Source organism: candidate division WOR-3 bacterium (genome assembly GCA_016867815.1).
GTDB lineage: Bacteria > Hydrothermota > Tepidihabitantia > Tepidihabitantales > Tepidihabitantaceae > UBA2258.
Genome location: VGIR01000016.1, coordinates 15,913 through 34,960, shown reverse-complemented (window position 1 = coordinate 34,960; position 19,048 = coordinate 15,913). Strand labels below are relative to the sequence as shown.

Genomic DNA, 19,048 nt, shown 5'->3' with positions numbered 1-19,048 from the left:
CGACGCGCGGATAGAATCAAGCAGTGAAAGCTGAGCAGCACAAGGCCACGCGGAAGCTGGACGAGGGCGCGCTGGAGCGGGCATTGCTCAGCCGGGTGAACAACCTTGTCATCGAGCTCTGCGAGACCCGCAGGACAATCAACCTGATGGAGGTCTGCGGCACGCACACGATGGCGATCTCCGGATTCGGCATCCGGCGGGCGGTGGACCCGCGCCTGCGGCTGCTATCCGGACCGGGGTGTCCGGTCTGCGTGACCGCGCAGGCGGAGATTGACGCGGCAATCGGCATCGCCGGCGAGCAGGGCGTGGCAGTTGTCACATTCGGAGATATGATGCGGGTGCCGGGCACACGGACCTCGCTGGAGCACGAGAAGGCGATAGGAGCCGACGTCCGCGTTGTGTATTCGCCGCTCGATGCCATGCGTCTAGCCGAGGCCGAGCCGGACCGGCAGTTCGTCTTTCTCGGGGTGGGTTTTGAAACGACCGCTCCGACCGTGGCCGCGACCGTAATCGCGGCACAGGAATCGAAGGTCTCGAACTTCTACGTACTGTCTATGTTCAAGACCATTCCGCGCGCGCTAGAAGCCATTGCATCTTCTGACCGCGTGAACGTGGACGGGTTCATCCTGCCCGGTCACGTCTCGACCATCATCGGGACTCGGCCCTACGAGTTCCTACGCGACAAGTACCACCTGCCGAGTTGTGTGGTCGGGTTCGAGGCGCTGGACGTGCTGCAGGGGATTCACATGCTGCTCGAGCAGGTGAAGTCCGGTCCGAGAGTGGAGATTCAGTACACCCGGAGCGTGAAGCCGGAAGGTAACCGGACGGCGATACAGGTAATGGAAACGGTTTTCGAGCCCGGTGACGCGGAGTGGCGCGGGCTCGGCACGATACGCGGCAGTGGTCTCGGGTTCCGGCAGGGATTCCGCGAGTTCGATGCCCGGAAGCGGTTCAGAATCGCCGAACTCCGAACGCCAAACGCCAAACGCCAGACGCGCTGCCGGTGCGGCGACGTGATGCTCGGAGTCATCGTGCCGCCGGAGTGCAAGCTTTTTGCCAAGACGTGCTCGCCGGAGTCGCCGGTCGGGCCGTGCATGGTGTCGACCGAGGGGGCTTGTGCTGCGTACTACAAATATGAGAGATAGCTTTCGGTGTGGAGTTCGCGGCGCGCTTGGGACACGATCCGAAATCGCCGGATGGGGACAGTCCCCGCCGCGCAGGAACGCGGCGCAATCCGTTACAGTCCCCGCGATTTCGGTCATGTCCCTTCGCGTGTGCGGCGTACTACAAGTATGAGCGGGCGTAGTAACGCAAGTCCGAAGTCCAAAGTGGAAATGACGAAGTTGGCCGAGCCGGAGTGGAATCCGCCGGTGATAGTGGGCGACATCGTTGACTCGCGTATCGTGATGGGGCACGGCGCCGGTGGCAAGAAGATGCACCGACTGATAAAGAATGTGTTCGTGAAGCACTTCGGCAGTCCGGCGCTGCGGAATCTCGCCGATGCCGCGGTCCTGCCTGGACTGCAAGTGAAAACGGGGACAGTCCCCCGGAGCACGAGGACGCGCGGTACAGTCCCCGTTTTCGGTGAGCTGGTGATGACGACGGATTCATACGTCGTGCAGCCGATCTTCTTCCCGGGCGGCGACATCGGCAAGCTCGCGGTCTGCGGCACGGTCAACGACCTGGCGGTGATGGGGGCGAAGCCCCGCTTCATCTCGCTGGCGTTCGTGCTCCGCGAGGGTCTCGAGGTCACGAAGCTCGAAGCCATCTGCCGTTCGATTGCGGCGGAGTGTCGGAAGGCGGGCATCCAGGTCGTGACCGGCGACACCAAGGTGATTGAGCGGGGAGAGGCCGACGAGTTGTACATCAACACAACGGGAATCGGTACGCGGCTGCCCGGCGCGCAACTTGGGCCGGAGCAGGTGAAGCCGGGTGATGTGATTCTCATCAACGGGCCGATCGGCGAGCACGAAGCCGCGATTGCGGTTGCGCGCGGGGCATATCGTTTCAAGGGCAAGGCGGAGAGTGACTGCGCCGCGCTCGACGGCCTGGTTCTGCCGCTGCTCGCAAAGCCGGGCGTGAGGCTGATGCGGGACCCGACAAGAGGCGGGCTGGCCACGACCCTTAACGAGTTCGCGGAGGCGACCGGGCGCGGGTTCGTAGTCGACGAAGCGGCCCTGCCGGTATCGAAGCACGTGCTTGGCGTTGCCGAGTTGCTCGGACTGAGCCCATTCTACATGGCGAATGAGGGTAAGGTCGTCGTGGTTGCTGACCCAAAGGCTGAGGCGAGAGTTCTGGGCGGTATGCGACGGCACCGGCTCGGCAGGCAGGCTGCAATGATCGGTGAGGTCGTGAAGAAGCCGGAAGGCGTCTGGCTCAGAACCCGGATCGGGTCGCTGCGGCCCTTGATAATGCTCGAGGCAGAGCAGTTGCCGAGAATCTGCTAGATACAAGAGACAAAGCGATCAAGGGATCAAGTGACCGAGTCTCTGCGGGTGGGAGCGCAGTCAAATACCTATGCCTCCTGACGAACAGCTAGTTGCCGAAGGCCGCGAGTTCAGCTTAGACGATTTGAGCCGGTATATGCAGATTGAAGGCATCCGGGGTAATCGGATAACCGGGCGCATACACGAACCGGTGGCCGAGAACCTTGCCGCGATCAAGAGGGTGTTCCGGGATGCCGGCAGCATCGCCTGTTTCGAGCTGACGCCGGAAGGCCATGCCATAACATGGGGCTACGCTCCGCCGAAGCGCAAGCGCGGGCTGTGGGTGAACTTGCTGTTGTTTGCGCTTACCATTGTCACGACCTTGCTCGTCGGTTCAATCAACAACGGCGGAGATCCCTTCCGGCGTCCGCTCGACATGTTGCTGCTGGGATGGCCGTTTTCCCTGAGCATCATCCTGGTGCTCGGGAGCCACGAACTGGCGCACTACTTCACAGCCCGACGCCTTGGGGTTGCCGCCACGCCTCCGTACTTCCTGCCGGTTCCGCATCCCATGACCGGAACCATGGGCGCGTTCATCCGTATAGACTCGCCAGTCCCGACCAAGAGTGCGCTGGTGCGGGTCGGAGTTTCCGGGCCGCTGATCGGGTTCCTAGTTGCGCTGCCCGTCTGCTTCATCGGGCTGATGCTGTCGAAGCCCGTTGACGTCATCGCGTCAAAGGGGATACAGCTTGGTTCCCCTCTCATCTTCTGGGCGATATCGGAACTGCTCCATCCCAACCTCGGGCCGGGCAAGGACCTGATGCTGCACCCGGCAGCATTCGCCGGCTGGCTCGGGTTGTTCGTGACCGCGATGAACCTGCTACCTATCGGGCAGCTCGACGGCGGGCATGTCGCCTATGCGGTGTTCGGCCGGCGTTGGCGCAAACTGAGCTGGTTCGTTATCGCCGCCCTGGTTCTGATGGGTTTCTTCTGGGCGGGGTGGCCGTTCTGGGCCGTGCTGGCAGTCATGCTTGGATTGAGACACCCGCCGCCGCTCGACGATATCACTCCGCTGAACAGAGCAGATTGGCGGCTCGTCGCGGTCGCAGTGATCATCATCGTGCTGACGCTGACGCCCGCGCCGTTCGGCTCGGTCCGGTTCTAGTACGCTTGACGCATCACGCACAACGCATGACGCCCAAGTTTGGCGTATCGCGTGATGCTTGCAGCGTTGCGCGCGTGTCCCCTTTTCTTGACTAGCATGGCCTTCTGCCTAGGATAGAGTCTGATGTTCCCCACAGTTCTGAGGCTCGGCAACCTGCACATCTACTCCTATGGCGTCATGCTCTTCATATCGTTCGTATGCGGCATCGCGATAGTCGAGCACCGGGCGAAGAAGTTCGGCGTCGACCCAAAGAAGGTGACCGACCTCGCGCTCTGGGTGCTGCTGGCAGTTGTCATTGGCTCACGGCTCTTCTACGTAGCCTTCCACTGGAGCGAGTTCAGCAACGATCTCATCGCTATCATCGCGTTCTGGCGCGGCGGGCTGGCCGGATTGATGTTCTACGGCGGGTTCCTGGGCGGCATCATAGCGGGAGTCCTGTTCGTCTGGCTCAACAAGCTGCCGGTGCGGAGGCTGATGGATGCCGTCGCACCGGCGATAATGCTCGGAGAGGGGTTTACGCGCATAGGCTGCTTCCTGAACGGCTGCTGTTTCGGCGGGCATACGTCCAGCCCCTTCGGAGTGGTGTTCCCGCCCGAGTCGCCGGCCGGTGCGACGTTCCTCGGCCAACCGATTCACCCGACGCAGCTCTACTCGTCAGCAGCCGGGTTCGCGTTGTTCCTTCTCGCGCTCTGGCTTGAGAGACGACAGCTGAGGCCGGGCGTGCTGGCCGCAATCCTGCTTATTTTCTACTCGCTCTTCCGGTTCGGCATTGACTTCGTGCGCTACTACGAGAATAGCGCGAACCTCTGGGGCAACCAGGTCGTGGCGCTGGGATTGACCGCGCTCGGGGTCGTCTTGCTCATCCTGTTCCTCCGCTGGCCGGCCAAGGGCGCAAGCACAAGCAGCGGCACGCGTCGCTGAGTTTGGACTTGAGCTTCCTTGCTTGAGCTCGGGCTCTCCCGGTAGTGTCCGTTTTCTCCTCAAGTCGCTCGCCGATTTCATCTACCCACCGATATGCTATGGCTGCGATAGCGAGGTCGAAGAGGGGCTAGTTTGCGAGGGCTGCCGCCTCGCGCTCTTCACGCACGAACTAGCGGTCTGTCCGAAGTGCCACCGGCCCTGCACCAGGACTGCGGAGACCTGCGGCCAGTGCCGGACCCCATTCAGCCTGAGCCGCGTTCGGGCGCTGGGGCTATACGTTCCACCCTTCGACAAGCTGGTCCATGCCTTCAAGTACTCGGGCAAGACCAAGGTGGGCGAGTTGCTCGGACAAGCCCTGGCGGCGCTGGTTCAGCAGGACGAGGTACTATCAGCCGCGGACGCGGTCTGCCCGGTTCCGCTGCACCCGGCGCGTCTGCGCGAGCGCGGGTTCAACCAGTCTCTGCTCCTGGCCGCGGCCATCTCGATGAGCACGCGCATGCGGCTGGTTGAGTGCCTGACGCGGACCAGATACACACCAACCCAGACGTTGAAGACAAACCCCGAGAAACGGCTGAAGAATGTTGCCGGCGCTTTCCGACTGCGACCCGACTCGAAGGTCGCCGGAAAGAGAATCCTGCTTGTGGATGACGTGATGACGACGGGGGCGACACTAGACCAGGCGGCCCAGGCGTTGCTGAAGGGTGGCGCGACTAGCGTGCTGGGAGCGGTCGTGGCGGCTGCCCACGCCGGCGGTTCGTCATGATTGCCGCGAGCGAATCCCGTACCTGAGCAAACAGGGGCAGGATCTCTTTTGTGACCGGGCTGCGTCGCGGCGGGTTGAGCCTGAGCGGGTTGACGGCCGAACCGAACTTCCGTACTTCGTAGTGCAAGTGAGGTCCGGTTGACAGTCCGGTCGAACCAACGTATCCGACCACCTGGCCCTGACGGACCGGCGCGTCCGACCTGACCCCTTTCCCGAATCCCGACAAGTGTCCGTAGCGCGTCTGGTACCCCTCGGCGTGGCCGAGGACGACCAGCCTGCCGTATCCACCCGACCAGCCGGCCGAAACCACGCGACCGTCGGAGACAGCCTCGACCGGCGTCCCTTGTGGTGCCACGTAGTCAACCCCGGCGTGCTGACGAACGACCCGGCGGATGGGGTGGAAGCGCCGGCCGAAGAACGAAGAGACGCGCGAGAATCGGAGCGGTGACTTCTGGAAGGTCTTGCGCAGGTTCTGGCCTTCGGCGTTGTAGTAATCGGTGGTGCCATCCGGGTTGGAGAACCGGTATCCCGTGAAAGATCCGACCTGACCCGAGTAGCTGGCTGCGAGAATCACGCCGTAGCCGATGCAGACTGAGTCGCAGTACTTCCGCTCGAAAAGAATCGCGAAGCTGTCGTTGGGTTGCACTTCGGAGAAGAAGTCGACCTCCCAGCCGAAGATGTCGGTGTAGTTCATGATCAGCTCGGGGGTCTCGCCCATGGCCATCATCGTTTCGTACAATGATCCGGAGATGGTCCCTTTGACAAAGGCGGTGGTCTTGCTGATATACTTGCGGAGCATCGAGACACGCACTTCGAACGAGTCAAGGTCAACGCGGTAGATCGCCTCGATGTTCTGCCGGTAGAGCAGCCGCCGCGGGACCGAGTCACGCGACAGGACGATGAGGCTGTCACCCGGGCGCATTGCCTGGAAGTTGAAGCCCGCACCACGCAACGCGGGTACGATGCGGCCGACGTCGACAGATGACAGCCCGGCGCGAACGAGCACGGTCGCCATTATCTCATTGGGCCTGACCGCGCAGGCCGTCGTGTCATAGGCCGCCGCCGCTGTCTGGGCTTGCGCTTGAGCTTGTGCCTTCTTCTTGTTCTCGCGCGCCCGATGCCCGCGGGGAACGAACACGGCCAGCAGGATCAGGGCGACGATGAAGCTCAGAGTCACACTGACCGCGGCCCAGCGACCGTAGCGGGGCGGCTCTTTGGGCTTGGGAGGAACCGGCCGACCTGGGAAGGGTGGCAGAGGTCCGAGCTGATGCTGAGGAGAAGCCGGGTTTTCGGGCACGGACCAGATGATACAGCGACAATACCACCGTTCAACTGCGGCTGGCACAGACATGGCCGCCACGGTCCTGTTTCTTGACAGTGAGGGTTTTGGTAGTAGCCTAACTGAGGTTAGAAAGCGGAGCAGAGCCGAAGCTCTGCGAGACGATAAGGAGTGCCACATGAAGTGTTTGACATTGACCGTCCTGACCGGCGTGGCGGCGCTGGTCGTGATCCAGGGCTGTGGAGTGCTGGGCGGACCTCCGAGCGGCGTTACAGTGAGTGCCGGGCCGGGCGAATCGGACAGCACTGTCCTTGTATCGTGGACCGTACCGTCCGAAGGCGCGGCGGACAAGTATGTGATCCACTTCCGGCCCGCCACGGACTCCGGGTACACAGTCGTCGGCGAAACGACGGCGATATCCTACGCTCACAACCCCCACGGTGTAACCGGCCAGTACAAGGTCTCGGCCGTCTTCGGCGGAGATTCGTACGACGCTGCAGAGATGCCGACCACGGTCCCGGTTCAGAGCGAGGCCGAGCTTTTTGAGATCAACGCGGATTCGGCTCGGTGCGGGTTCGGGTGGAAACGTGATTCGGGAGTCGGCGGCGTGTTCGCTATGACCGAGAGTGCCAACTGCGCGTCGGTTGACTTCTACGTTTCCGACCTGCTGGTCGGAACCGGAGGACCACTCAGCATCGTGAGTCCAAACAAGGCAGACTCGATTGACTCCGGTGCGGTCGGAATCGTACCTTCCGCCGCCTGGCGGGCGAACGGCTTCTCGAATCCGGTGCTGGCCGATACCGTGCCCAGCTACAAGGCGCCCCCGAGTGCTACCTACTTCATCTACACCACGCTTACCAGCCAGCCGTGCCGTTTTGGGTGCTACACGGCCGGCGACACGGTGAAGCACTATGCCATGGTCAAGGTCGACAGCTTCAACCTGGTGTCCGGTCGGGTTTGGCTGAAGACTTGGTACCAGCTCGTGCCCGGGCTGAGGCTTGTGCATTACTAGATGGGAGGCGGCCGCACGCCGCGTGCCGGACTCGGTGCGTGCGTGGTCGCCGGTCTGCTTTCGCTGGCCGGCTGCGGCGTGAGCGGGAAGGCGCCATCGAACCTGAGGCTGGAAGCGGATACCGACAGTACCGTGAGGGTCCTCTGGAACGTGCCTGTCGACGCCACTCCGCACAAGTACCTGGTCTTTTTCCAGGCGACCGGCGAAACGAGCTACAGACTGGTCGCGGAGACCACAGCGAATCTGTGGGTTCACAACCCGAGTGGAGCGACCGGCAGGTACAGGGCAGAGGCCCATTACGGTGCCGAGAGCTATGCGGCGAGTATGACACCGGGTACGGTTCCGGTGTGGACCGACACCTTGGCGCTGGATGAACTCAACGCCTCGGGCAATTCCGGCTTCGGCTGGGATCCGCACACTGGGCGCGGACGCACTTGCTCGATGGCTGACATCCGCAGCGCGGGCCTGGCTGATCTCTACATCACGGATTTCAAGGCTGCGCAACTTAGCCAGCAGACCTATTCAATCGCCAGCCCGGACATGGGACCGAGCGATCCCGCAAACATCGTGCCGGCCGACTCCTGGCGAGTCAGTAAGTTCACCGATTCCCAATCCGGTGAGTACGTGCTGCTCCCGTCGGTCTCGCCAACGTCGTATTTCAACTATGCCGGTATCCTGAACGTGCCGTGCAGCATCGGCTGCTACACCGCTGACGGGCACTATGCGCTGGTGAAGGTCGTATCCGTGGACACCGAGAACCGTCGCGTGCTGCTGGAAACCTGGTACCAGCTGCTTCCCGGGCTGCGGCTGACAACACACTAGCAGGAGAAACCCGAAGCCCGAAACCCGAATGACGAAGTCTGACACCGGACTGGATCAGCCCAGTCACCGCGATTCGCCGGCAGCGCAAGAAGGGCCTTCGCCGGAGCTCGTGGAGCAGTTTCGGCAGTTTGAGGTCAGGGTCGATGAGGCCGTCAGCTTGATCGCACGGCTGAAACAGGACAAACAGGAGCTTGCAGCCAGACTCGAAGAGGCAACCCGGGCCAGGACCGAGGCGGTGCGACGGATCGAGGATCTGATTGACAAGATTGACGGCCTGCTATAGAGTGAAGTCGATGGGAGCCGATGAAGTCAGTTGTCGTTAGTGTCTTTGGCAGTGACTATAATGTTAGAGCCGACAGTGACGGCGAACGCGTTCAGGAAATCGCGGGGATCGTTGACCGGAAGATGAGGGAGATCGACCGCCAGTTCAATCAGGGCTCGAGCACGCGTACGGCGGTGCTGACCTGCATGAACCTGGTGGATGATCACCTCCTGCAACGCCGGGAGGACGCCCGTTGGGTGTCGCGCCGGGTCGGTGTGCTCGTCAGAAAACTGGAGTCCGTTCTTGGGGGCCGGTAGCCGGCCCCGATAATCTAAGGCTCCCTGCTGTACTCGTGATAGTTGGCTGAGTCTTGAGCCAACACCCGTGATGCGGGCGCTGACATAGGGCAGTGGACTGCCACTCTTAACTGAGAGGCGCGAAGCCGCCCTGAAGTGCCCCCTCTTACGACGGGTTCATAGACTTGTCACTACACGGTACTGCGGGGTTTTGCTTTGCTTGGAGGAAGTATGGATTGGGTGAGAATCGTAGTTCCGGCGATTGCCGGCTTCTTAGTTCTGGGAGTTGCGGGATTCTGGGTCGGGTTCGTTGTCAGCCGTCGGGCCGCCCGGCAACTGGTGAGCGGTGCGGAGCAGGAGCGCGAGCGGACTGTGAGGCTGGCACAGGAGGAGGCAGACCGGGCGCGCGAGAAGTCCGAGGCAGCGGCCAAGATCGAGTGGGGGCACGAGAAGCTCAAGTTCGAGACCCAGACCGCGACCACGCGGCGTGAGCTCGAGCGGCTCGAAGCGAAGCTATCCGAACGCGAGAGCTTCCTCGCCCGCCGGGACAGTGTCCTCACACAGAAGGAAGCGGACCTTATCCGCAAGGACCGTGACATCGGGGCGAGGGACAAGATCGTCCGGGCGAAGATGGAGCGGCTGGACCAACTCATCAGCCAGGAGAACTCGAAGCTCGAGCGCATCGCCGGCCTCTCTTCCGAGGAGGCACGCCGTGAGCTGTGCCGCAACCTTGAGAACCAGGCGCGGCTGGAGGCAGCCCAGATCGTCAGAGACATTAAGGAGGAAGCTCGGGGACAGGCCGAGGAAGAGGCGCGGGAGATCATCATCCGGGCGATCCAGCGCTGTGCTGTATCACACGCGGCCGAAACAACGGTCTCGGTCGTCAGCCTTCCTTCGGATGAGCTCAAGGGACGGATCATCGGACGCGAAGGTCGAAACATCCGCACTTTTGAGACCCTGACCGGGGTCGAGGTGATGATTGACGACACGCCGGGCGCGATAATCATCTCCGGGTTTGATCCGGTCCGACGAGAGGTTGCCAAGCTGGCGATGGAGAAACTCGTGGCCGACGGCCGGATTCACCCGGCACGGATCGAGGAGATAGTGGGTCGAACTCGTGATGAGATGAACGCCATCATCAAGTCTACCGGCGAAGCGGTCGTGCTTGAACTCGGCATCGTCGGTCTCCACCCGGAACTCGCCAAGCTGCTCGGGCGGCTGAAGTACAGGACGAGCTACGGTCAGAACGTGCTCGTCCATTCGAAGGAGGTCGCGTACCTGGCTGCGCTGATGGCGCAAGAGCTGGACATGGACCCGGCGCTGGCCAAGCGGTCCGGGCTGTTGCACGATATCGGCAAGGCCGCTGACCAGTCAATTGAGGGGCCCCACGCGAGCATCGGCGCGGAGCTCGCGCGCCGGTACGGCGAGGAGGAGTTGGTGGCGAACGCTATTGCCGCACACCACGAAGAGGCGACGCTCGATTCGCCCTACGCCTTCCTGGTCGCGGCTGCGGACAGCGTTTCCGGCTCCCGGCCCGGCGCCAGGCGAGAGAGCTTCGAGACCTACGTCAAACGGGTCGAGGAGCTCGAGACGATCGCATCCTCAATGGATGGTGTCGAGCGGGCCTATGCCATTCAGGCCGGCCGCGAAATACGTGTGCTGGTCGAGCCGGACAAGGTCACAGACAGGGATTCGGCAGAGCTTGCTGCCAAGGTCGCGGCTCAGATCCAGACCGAGCTGAAATACCCGGGGCAGATCAAGGTTACCGTTATCCGTGAGACACGGGCGGTAGACTACGCAAGGTAGAGCACGTAGAGGCCAAGGCTAAGGTCAAGACAGGAAATGAGTCACTCCGAATCCCAGCCTCATTCTATGTCCGTCCCCCAACCTCTCCGCGGGGCGTTGCGCGTGCTCTTTCTCGGCGACATATGCGCGGAGCCGGGGCGGAAGGCGGTCGAGCAGGAGCTCGTAGTTCTGCGGCAACAGCTTGGTGTTGACTTCGTCATCGCCAACGCAGAGAATGCTGCAGGCGGCTACGGAATCACGCCGGCCATCGCCGGCGCACTGCTGAAGGCCGGCGTCGGCTGTATCACGACCGGGGATCACGCGTACGATCGTAAAGAGGTCTGGGAGTACCTTGGTACCGAGCCGAGGATTCTCCGGCCGCTCAACTTCCCGCCCCAGGCGCCCGGCCGGGGCTATGGGGTCTACGAACTGGGACAGGAGACCAAAGGGACTGATGCGGCCAGGGTCAAAGTCGCGGTGGTGAACCTGCAGGGGCGGGTGTTCATGAAGGCACTGGACTGTCCGTTTCGCACAACTCTGCCAGCGCTGGACGAAATCCGGCGTGAAACCCAGGTTGTGTTCGTAGACTTACATGCCGAGGCAACTGCCGAGAAGCAGGCGATGGGCTGGTTCCTGGACGGCCGGGTTTCGGCCGTGCTCGGCAGCCACACCCACGTCCAGACCGCGGATGAAGCGATTCTGGCGGGCGGTACTGCCTACATCACCGATGCAGGCATGAGCGGCTCGTTCGACTCGGTACTGGGTATGAGCAAGGACTTGTCCTTGCGCCGGATGGTCGAAATGGTGCCGGTGCGACTCCACCCGGCGACCGGCGACGTGCGCATCAACGGTGTGTGGGTGGACGTCGAGCCCGCCAGCGGCAGGGCTTTGGCAGTCGGGCGGCTGTCACACATGGTCGTGCCCGCCGGGAATCAGACGTCGCTGGCCGGCGTCTAACAATAGCAATGGATAGGTTACGGCATTTCACCGGCATAGTATCCGTTAGCCACGACATTGATGAGCTGTTCGAGCGGTTCTTCGGAGTCGAAGAGAGCAATGCCGTCTGGGAGCCCCCGGTTGATCTTTTCGTAAGCGAAGCCAAGATCTACCTGATGGCTGAAGTTCCCGGCGTCCCGGGGTCAGAGGTTCACGTCCGGGTCGGGGCCAGGATGGTCCAGATTCTCGGCATCAAGCGCCCGCCGGAGAAGGTCCGGCGCGGGGTTACCTTCTATGAATCCCAGATCCCGTATGGAGGGTTTGAGAAGCGGGTGAACCTGCCGTTCACAGTCAGCCCCGACAGCATCAAGGTAAACATCAAGGACGGAGTGCTGAGCCTGGAGCTCGACCGAACCGGTGTCAGCACCGTGAGGGTGATACGAGTTGAGTGACAATCCCGAGACAACAGTCAAGGCCGAAGTCAAAACCGATGAGCAGTTGAAGCTGGGCCAGTTCCCGGGCGAGCTGCCTGTGCTCGTAGTCAAGGGCGGCATCGTCTTCCCAAGCCTCGTGTCGCCGCTGGTAGTTTCGACCGAGCGCTCGGCCAAGTTGGTGGACGACGCGCTGGCCGGTGACAAGCTGGTCTGCGCGGTTACGCAGCGCGACACGGCGCTGGAGCGAGAGGCCGAACCCCCCGACCTGTTCGAAGTCGGCACCATCTCGGTCATCCTGAAGATGCTCCGGTTCCCGGACGGGACGATGCGGCTGCTGCTGCAGGGGATGCGGCGGGCACGGGTCGAAGAGTACCTTCCGGGCGCCCCGTACCTGCGGGCCAGGGTGGCCCCGCTTGAGGAGACCGGGCAGAAGGACACCGCGACCCGGGCATTGATGCGAAGTGTGACCGATACATTCGGCAAGCTGGCCGAGCTGGCGCCGTACCTGCCCGACGACGTCAACACCGTGGTGCGGAACTTCGAGTCGCCGGGCCGGCTGGCCGACTTCGCGGCGACCTACGTCAACTTCGACCTGTCGGAGAAGCAGCGGCTGCTGGAGATGCTGGATGTGAAGGAACGTCTGCAGGCGCTGCTGCCGATGCTCTCGAAGGAGATAGGCATCCTCGAACTGGGCGCGAAGATCCGCGACCAGGTCAAGGGCGAGCTCGACAAGTCGCAGCGCGAGTACTTCCTGCGCGAGCAGATGAAGGCGATCCAGAAGGAGCTGGGCGAGTCGGACCAGACCCAGGCGGAAATCGATGAGTTGCGGAAGAAGGTCGAGGAGGCAGGCATGCCTCAGGCCGCGCTGGAAGCGGCCCGCCGGGAACTCGACCGGCTGTCGCGCATGTCACCCGCGGCATCCGAGTACTCGGTCACGCGCAACTACTTTGACTGGCTGCTGGCCGTGCCGTGGAAGGTGCGGACCGAGGACATCCTCGACGTGAGACAGGCCGGCAAGATACTCAACGAGGACCACTACAATCTCGACAAGGTAAAGCAGAGGATTCTCGAGTACCTGTCGGTGCGGAAGCTTATGCAGGACTCCAAGGGGCCGATACTGTGCTTCATCGGACCGCCGGGTGTGGGTAAGACGTCGCTTGGTCGCTCGATCGCTCGGGCCCTGGGTCGGAAGTTCCAGCGCTTCTCCCTGGGCGGAATCAGGGACGAGGCCGAAATCCGCGGCCACCGCCGGACCTACGTTGGGGCGCTGCCCGGAAGAATCGTGCAGGGACTGCGCACCGCCGGATCTATGAACCCGGTTTTCATGCTCGACGAAATCGACAAGGTCGGGACCGACTTCCGCGGAGACCCGTCGTCGGCCCTGCTCGAGGTGCTCGACCCGGAGCAGAACTTCAGCTTCTCCGACCACTACCTGGAAGTGCCGGTCGACCTGTCGCAGGTGATGTTCATCACCACCGCCAATGTGGCCGACACGATCATCCCCGCGCTTCGCGACCGGATGGAGATACTCGAGTTGCCGGGCTACACCGACGAGGAGAAGATCTCGATTGCCAAAGGCTTCCTGGTGCCGAGGCAGCTCACGCAGAATGGTCTGACCAAAGAGCAGGTCCAGTTCAAAGACGAAGCCCTGAAGCTGATTGTGAGCGAGTACACCCGCGAAGCCGGGGTCAGGAACCTGGAGCGGGAGGTCGGGTCGGTGATGCGCAAGCTCGCGCGACGGTTCGCTGAGGGCCGGAGCAAGCTCTCGACCATCGACTCGCCCGAGGTAAGGAAGCTGCTCGGGCCGCGCCGTTTCTCTTCCGAAGTCGCGGCACGACGGATGCACGCCGGCGTTTCGACCGGGCTTGCGGTCACGCCCTTCGGCGGTGAGATACTCTTCATCGAGTCATCGCTTATGAAGGGTAAAAAGCAGCTGCTGCTGACCGGTTTGCTGGGTGACGTAATGAAGGAATCGGCCGAGGCCGCGCTCACCTACGTGAGGGCACACGCACGGCAGCTAGGAATCGACGAGAAGTTCTTCGAGGAGTCTGACCTCCATATCCATATCCCGGCGGGCGCGACCCCGAAAGACGGACCATCGGCCGGCATCGCTATCGCGGCCTCGGTGATTTCCCTGCTCCGCCGGGAGTCGCTCGACCCGCGCATCGCCATGACCGGAGAGATAACGCTCACCGGCCGGGTGCTGCCCATCGGCGGCGTGAAAGAGAAGGTGCTGGCTGCGAGCCGGGCCGGGATCAAGGCCGTCATCCTGCCGGTCGAGAATCGCCGCGACCTGAGGGACGTCCCGGCCAATGTCAGGAAAGGGCTCAAGTTCCGCTTCGTGAAGTCGGTCGGTGACCTCTGTCGAGTGTTGTTTCCGAAAACCTGCGCCCAACGCTCTACGCAGGACGCCGGACCCAGGACGCCGAAAGCAGCGTGCGTGGCGCGGCAGGCTGCTGGCGTCGGTCGTGACGCGTCTGGCGTCTAGCGTCTAAGCAGCGGTTTCAGGTACTTGCCGGTGTGCGAGGATTCGCACGAGGCGACCTTTTCCGGCGTTCCGGCCACGACAACCGTACCGCCTTCGTCCCCGCCCTCGGGCCCAAGGTCGATTATCCAGTCAGCACACTTGATGACTTCGAGGTTGTGCTCGATGACGAGCACGGTGTTGCCGCGGGCAACCAGCCGGTCGAGCACGCCGAGCAGCAGCCGGACGTCCTCGAAGTGGAGCCCGGTCGTGGGTTCATCGAGAAGGTAGAGGGTACGGCCGGTGGCAATCTTCGATAGCTCGCGGGCCAGCTTGATACGCTGGGCCTCGCCACCGGAGAGCGTTGTCGCCGACTGGCCGAGTTTGACGTAGCCGAGGCCCACCTCCTCCAGCAGCCGGACCTTGCGCGCGACCGCCGGGACGTTCGCGAAGAACAGGTCCGCCTCCAGGACTGACATTTCCAGCACGTCGCTGATGCTCTTCGTCTTGTACTTCACCTCCAGCGTCTCGCGGTTGTAGCGCCTGCCCCGGCAGACCTCGCAGGTGACGTAGACGTCGGGCAGGAAGTGCATCTCTACCTTGATGATGCCGTCGCCGCCGCACGCCTCACACCGGCCGCCCTTCACGTTGAAAGAGAACCGCCCCGGCTTGTACCCGCGCATCCGCGCATCCTTGGTTCTGGCGAACAGCTCGCGGATCGGCCCGAACGCACCGGTATAGGTCGCGGGGTTTGAGCGCGGGGTGCGGCCGATCGGCGACTGGTCGATGTTGATGACCTTGTCGATCTTCTCGATGCCGGCGATGTGGTCGTGGGCGCCGGGCTTCTCCCGCGAGTCGTAGAAGTGGCGGGCGAGCGCCCGGTACAGGATGTCGGACACGAACGTGCTCTTGCCTGAGCCGGAGACACCGGTCACGGCCACGAACAGGCCGAGCGGCACCGATATGTCCGTGTTCTTGAGGTTGTTCTCCTTGCAGCCTTGGACAGTGAGAGCGCCGATTCGGGGTTCGCGCCGTTCGGCCGGCAGCGCGATGCTCTTCCGGCCCGACAGGTAGGCGCCGGTCAGCGAGTCCGGGTTGCGTTTGATCTCTTGGGGTGGGCCCTGGGCCACGACTCTGCCGCCGGTGTCGCCCGCGCCCGGGCCGAGGTCGATGACGTGGTCGGCTTCAAGGATTGTCTCCTCATCGTGCTCGACCACGATGACCGTGTTGCCGAGGTCGCGCAGCCGGGTCAGTGTTCCAAGCAGCTTTCGGTTGTCCCGCTGGTGCAGGCCGATGGAAGGTTCGTCGAGGATGTAGACGACGCCGACGAGCCCGGAGCCGATCTGCGTGGCGAGGCGTACGCGCTGGGCCTCGCCGCCGCCCAGGGTCTCGGCGGTGCGGTCCAGGGTCAAGTAGTCGATTCCGACCGCGGTGAGAAAGCCGAGCCGCTTGCGGAGCTCCTTGATGACCTCGCGGGACACTTCCTCGTCCCGGCCCGTGAGCTTCAGTTCACGCATGAAGTACTCGTGGCAGCGGCGGATGGAGAAAGCGCTCAGTTCGGCGATGTTCACGTCGCCGATGCGCACCGCCAGGGCTTCTGGCTTCAGCCGCCGGCCCTGGCAATCGGGGCAAGGGAGCAGGGTCATGAATCCTTCAATCCACTCGCGTCGTGACTCGGACTCGGTCTCATGGTATAGACGGAGCAGGTTCGGCATCAGGCCCTCGAACTTGTGCTGCCAGTAGAACTCGCTGTCGTCCCAGCGCGTGTACTTGACCTTGAGGTCCTCCTCGGAGCCGTAGAGAATCAGCCGCCTGGCAAAGGCGGGAAGTTTCTTCCACGGCGTGTCGAGCTTGAAGCCGTGCCGGCGTGCCAGAGTCTTGAGCGGCGCGGTGAACCACTGGCTTCGTTCCCGTGCCTCGCCCCAGGGCTGGAGCGCACCGTCCATCACCGACAGGTCAGGGTTGGAGATGACCCGGTCCGGGTCGATTTCCATCTTGGTGCCGAGTCCGTGGCAGGTCGGGCAGGCGCCCTGCGGCGCGTTGAACGAGAAGAGACGGGGTGAAATCTCGCCCAGGCTGTACCCGCACTCCGGGCAGGCCAAGGCTGCCGAGAACACAAGGTCGCCACCTTCGGCGCGGCTCTCGGGACTTGGGACTTTTGACTTGGGACTTTGGACTTCGGTCGCGGCCCTTTGGGTCGCGACGATACACAGCCCATTGCCCTCTTTCAGCGCCAGCTCGACCGAGTCGGCCAGGCGCTTCCTTGCATCCGGTTTCACCTGCAGCCGATCAACCACGACTTCGATGTCGTGCTTCTTGTAGCGCTCGAGGTCCGGCACCTCATCAACTTCGAAGAGCTTTCCGTCGACTCGCACACGGATGTAACCCCGGCGCTTGGCCTTGACCAGCAGCTCCTTGTACTCGCCTTTGCGGGCGCGTATCAACGGGGCGAGGATGATGAGGTTCGTGCCTTCGGTCAGGGCGAGCAGATTGTCTACGATCTGGTCGGTGGTTTGGGATGAGATCGGCTTACCGCATTTGGGGCAGTAGGGCTTACCGATACGGGCAAAGAGCAGGCGCAGGTAGTCGTAGATCTCCGTGACTGTGCCGACAGTGGAACGCGGGTTGCGGGCCGAGGTACGTTGCTCGATGGCGATGGCCGGGGAGAGGCCGGTAATCTGGTCGCAATCCGGCTTCTCCAGCATGCCGAGGAACTGCCGGGCATAGGCCGAGAGCGACTCGATGTACCGGCGCTGGCCCTCGGCGTAGATGGTGTCGAACGCGAGCGACGACTTGCCCGAGCCGGACAGGCCGGTGATGACTACCAGCTTGTTGCGCGGGATGTCGAGGCTGATGTTCTTCAGGTTGTGCTCCCGCGCCCCGCGGATGCTGATCACATCGTCGCGGGACATGACCGAATCCGCAGCGGATTCGGATCGTGTCCCAAGCCCGGCCGGCGTTTGGCGTTCGGCATTCGGCGCTCGCACTTTGCTTTCTGGCATGGGAAAGAAAGCGTAGCTGACCGTAACCACAGGGTCAAGGAACAGGGCGGTGCGAAGCATCCACTCGACGGTCTGACGGGGCTGAGAGGCTGGCGCGCTTGACTGGCTGGGTGCTCCTGATAGACTGCCAGAGACCCAGTAGATGAAGATAAGCTCAAGGAACAACGGTCCTGTACGGGTAGTGATGGAGCTGCTGTTCCTGTTGCTCGCCATCACCATTCTCAGGAACACGTTCGTACAGGACTCGGCATCCGTGACTACGGTCGTCGCCGTCTGGATCATCCTCATCGGCGCGAGCTACGTGGCCGGAGAGTTCGAAGCGACCTCCCGCGCCAATTTCGGCCTCACGCTAAGAACCCAGGCCGCGTTCGGCCTGGCCTACGCCGGATACAGCTTCCTGCACGGCGTATGGCCTTGGGCCGAGGCGGTAACGGTCAAGTTCTGGCTGGCGCTCTGGGTCTACCTGAACGCTCTCGCACCGTTGATCGGCCTTTGCCTGCGTTACCTTACCCGTCAGCCCGTGCTGCTCGTCACCGATCTGCACTTCACCAAGACTAGGCTGCTGCGCTGGTGGGGCTTCGAATGCGTTGAGGTCATCACGCTCGAAGACCTCCCGGCATGGCTCAAGGCGAACTCGGACGACCGGGGACGAGTCGCCAAGTACGACACGATCATCGTCGACAGTTCGAATCCGAAGACCGAGTACATTGTGGCCGGCCTGTCGAGTGACTACTTCGTCGATTTCATCGGCGTTCCTTCTTTCAAGATGTCAACGTATCTGTCCGGACCCCATCCGCGGCCGATTGCCTCGTATTCGCTCTCCGGTGTGGGCCGAAGGCTGAAGCGCGTCGTGGACCTGGTGCTGTCCGCGCTGACCATTATCATCCTGAGTCCGGTCTATATCGTCACAAGTGTCGTCATCAAGCTGGACAGCCCGGGCCCGGTCTTCTACCGGCACCGACGGCTGGGGCGGAACATGCGCGACCTCAGGATACTCAAGTTCCGGACCATGCACCGGGACGCAGACCTGCGGCTGAAGGCCCTGCTTGACTCCAGCCCTGCGCTTAAGCAGGAGTTCGAGGAGAAGTTCAAGCTGAAGAACGACCCGCGCGTCACCCGCGTGGGCAGGTTCCTGCGCGATTTCAGCATCGACGAACTGCCGCAGTTCTTCAACATCGTGGCGGGCCAGATGAGTTTCGTCGGGCCGCGGCCAATTGTGGACGATGAGGTGAAGTACTACAAAGAGCATTCGCTGGTGATGTTCCGCGTCCCGCCCGGGGCCACGGGCCGGTGGCAGGTATCGGGCAGAAACGACACGAGCTACGACTCGCGCGTGCAGATGGACACGAGCTACGTGCAGGAGTGGACTTTCTGGGAGGACCTGAAGATCATACTCAGGACCCCGAGTGCGGTGCTGTCGAGGAAGGGGTCGTACTAGAGAGATGACGAAGTCCGAATTCCTAATGACGAAGTACGGGATA

At 62.7% G+C, this 19,048-nt stretch carries 16 protein-coding genes and 1 other RNA gene; 15 read left to right on the top strand and 2 right to left on the bottom strand.

Annotated features, from left to right (window positions below; all coding sequences use genetic code 11):
- Window positions 1-56 precede the first annotated feature (56 nt).
- The 5 genes from hypD (at window position 57) to FJY68_04095 (ending at window position 5,275) form a co-directional block, all read left to right on the top strand.
- Window positions 57-1,145, top strand: coding sequence for a hydrogenase formation protein HypD (gene hypD / locus FJY68_04115; protein MBM3331021.1), 1,089 nt, complete (start codon window positions 57-59; stop codon window positions 1,143-1,145).
- A 189-nt stretch (window positions 1,146-1,334) separates the two neighbouring features.
- The gene (gene hypE / locus FJY68_04110; protein MBM3331020.1) at window positions 1,335-2,447 is read left to right on the top strand and encodes a hydrogenase expression/formation protein HypE; all 1,113 of its coding nucleotides are present in this window, start codon (window positions 1,335-1,337) and stop codon (window positions 2,445-2,447) included.
- 70 nt (window positions 2,448-2,517) lie between these two features.
- A complete protein-coding gene (locus tag FJY68_04105; GenBank protein ID MBM3331019.1) occupies window positions 2,518-3,591 on the top strand; it encodes a site-2 protease family protein in 1,074 nt (357 codons plus the stop codon).
- Window positions 3,592-3,714: 123 nt separating this feature from the next.
- Entirely contained in the window at window positions 3,715-4,512 is a 798-nt protein-coding gene (lgt, locus tag FJY68_04100; protein MBM3331018.1) for a prolipoprotein diacylglyceryl transferase, read from the top strand.
- A gap of 22 nt (window positions 4,513-4,534) precedes the next feature.
- Window positions 4,535-5,275 (top strand): ComF family protein, encoded by a 741-nt coding sequence (locus tag FJY68_04095; protein ID MBM3331017.1) that lies wholly within the window; start codon window positions 4,535-4,537, stop codon window positions 5,273-5,275.
- On the opposite strand, the gene FJY68_04090 is transcribed toward FJY68_04095, so the two are convergent.
- Window positions 5,223-6,734 (bottom strand): hypothetical protein, encoded by a 1,512-nt coding sequence (locus FJY68_04090; GenBank protein MBM3331016.1) that lies wholly within the window; start codon window positions 6,732-6,734, stop codon window positions 5,223-5,225. The genes FJY68_04095 and FJY68_04090 overlap by 53 nt on opposite strands.
- On the opposite strand from FJY68_04090, the gene FJY68_04085 reads away from it, so the two are divergent.
- The 9 genes from FJY68_04085 to lon all read left to right on the top strand — a co-directional run bounded on the left by FJY68_04085 (window position 6,733) and on the right by lon (window position 14,589).
- On the top strand, window positions 6,733-7,566 hold the full coding sequence (locus tag FJY68_04085) for a fibronectin type III domain-containing protein (protein MBM3331015.1): 834 nt from the start codon (window positions 6,733-6,735) through the stop codon (window positions 7,564-7,566). The two genes, FJY68_04090 and FJY68_04085, sit on opposite strands and share 2 nt — an antisense overlap.
- Window positions 7,567-8,388 carry a hypothetical protein gene (locus tag FJY68_04080; protein ID MBM3331014.1) on the top strand — a complete coding sequence of 274 codons (822 nt, stop codon included), beginning with the start codon at window positions 7,567-7,569 and terminating at the stop codon, window positions 8,386-8,388.
- Between the two features lie 28 nt (window positions 8,389-8,416).
- A complete protein-coding gene (locus FJY68_04075) occupies window positions 8,417-8,671 on the top strand; it encodes a hypothetical protein (GenBank protein MBM3331013.1) in 255 nt (84 codons plus the stop codon).
- A gap of 20 nt (window positions 8,672-8,691) precedes the next feature.
- Window positions 8,692-8,967, top strand: coding sequence for a cell division protein ZapA (locus FJY68_04070; protein MBM3331012.1), 276 nt, complete (start codon window positions 8,692-8,694; stop codon window positions 8,965-8,967).
- An 18-nt stretch (window positions 8,968-8,985) separates the two neighbouring features.
- Window positions 8,986-9,160: non-coding RNA, 6S RNA (ssrS, locus tag FJY68_04065), on the top strand.
- A gap of 17 nt (window positions 9,161-9,177) precedes the next feature.
- A complete protein-coding gene (gene rny, locus FJY68_04060; protein MBM3331011.1) occupies window positions 9,178-10,752 on the top strand; it encodes a ribonuclease Y in 1,575 nt (524 codons plus the stop codon).
- 66 nt (window positions 10,753-10,818) lie between these two features.
- Window positions 10,819-11,688, top strand: a complete 870-nt coding sequence (locus FJY68_04055; protein MBM3331010.1) for a TIGR00282 family metallophosphoesterase — start codon at window positions 10,819-10,821, stop codon at window positions 11,686-11,688.
- An 8-nt stretch (window positions 11,689-11,696) separates the two neighbouring features.
- A complete protein-coding gene (locus FJY68_04050; protein ID MBM3331009.1) occupies window positions 11,697-12,119 on the top strand; it encodes an Hsp20/alpha crystallin family protein in 423 nt (140 codons plus the stop codon).
- The gene (gene lon, locus FJY68_04045; protein ID MBM3331008.1) at window positions 12,112-14,589 is read left to right on the top strand and encodes an endopeptidase La; all 2,478 of its coding nucleotides are present in this window, start codon (window positions 12,112-12,114) and stop codon (window positions 14,587-14,589) included. The genes FJY68_04050 and lon overlap by 8 nt, the downstream gene beginning before the upstream one ends.
- Here lon and uvrA read toward each other — a convergent pair.
- Window positions 14,586-17,477 carry an excinuclease ABC subunit UvrA gene (gene uvrA, locus FJY68_04040; protein ID MBM3331007.1) on the bottom strand — a complete coding sequence of 964 codons (2,892 nt, stop codon included), beginning with the start codon at window positions 17,475-17,477 and terminating at the stop codon, window positions 14,586-14,588. The two genes, lon and uvrA, sit on opposite strands and share 4 nt — an antisense overlap.
- Before the next feature lie 232 nt (window positions 17,478-17,709).
- Between uvrA and FJY68_04035 the strand changes: the two genes are divergently transcribed.
- Window positions 17,710-19,005, top strand: coding sequence for a hypothetical protein (locus FJY68_04035; GenBank protein ID MBM3331006.1), 1,296 nt, complete (start codon window positions 17,710-17,712; stop codon window positions 19,003-19,005).
- The last annotated feature ends 43 nt before the right edge of the window (window positions 19,006-19,048 follow it).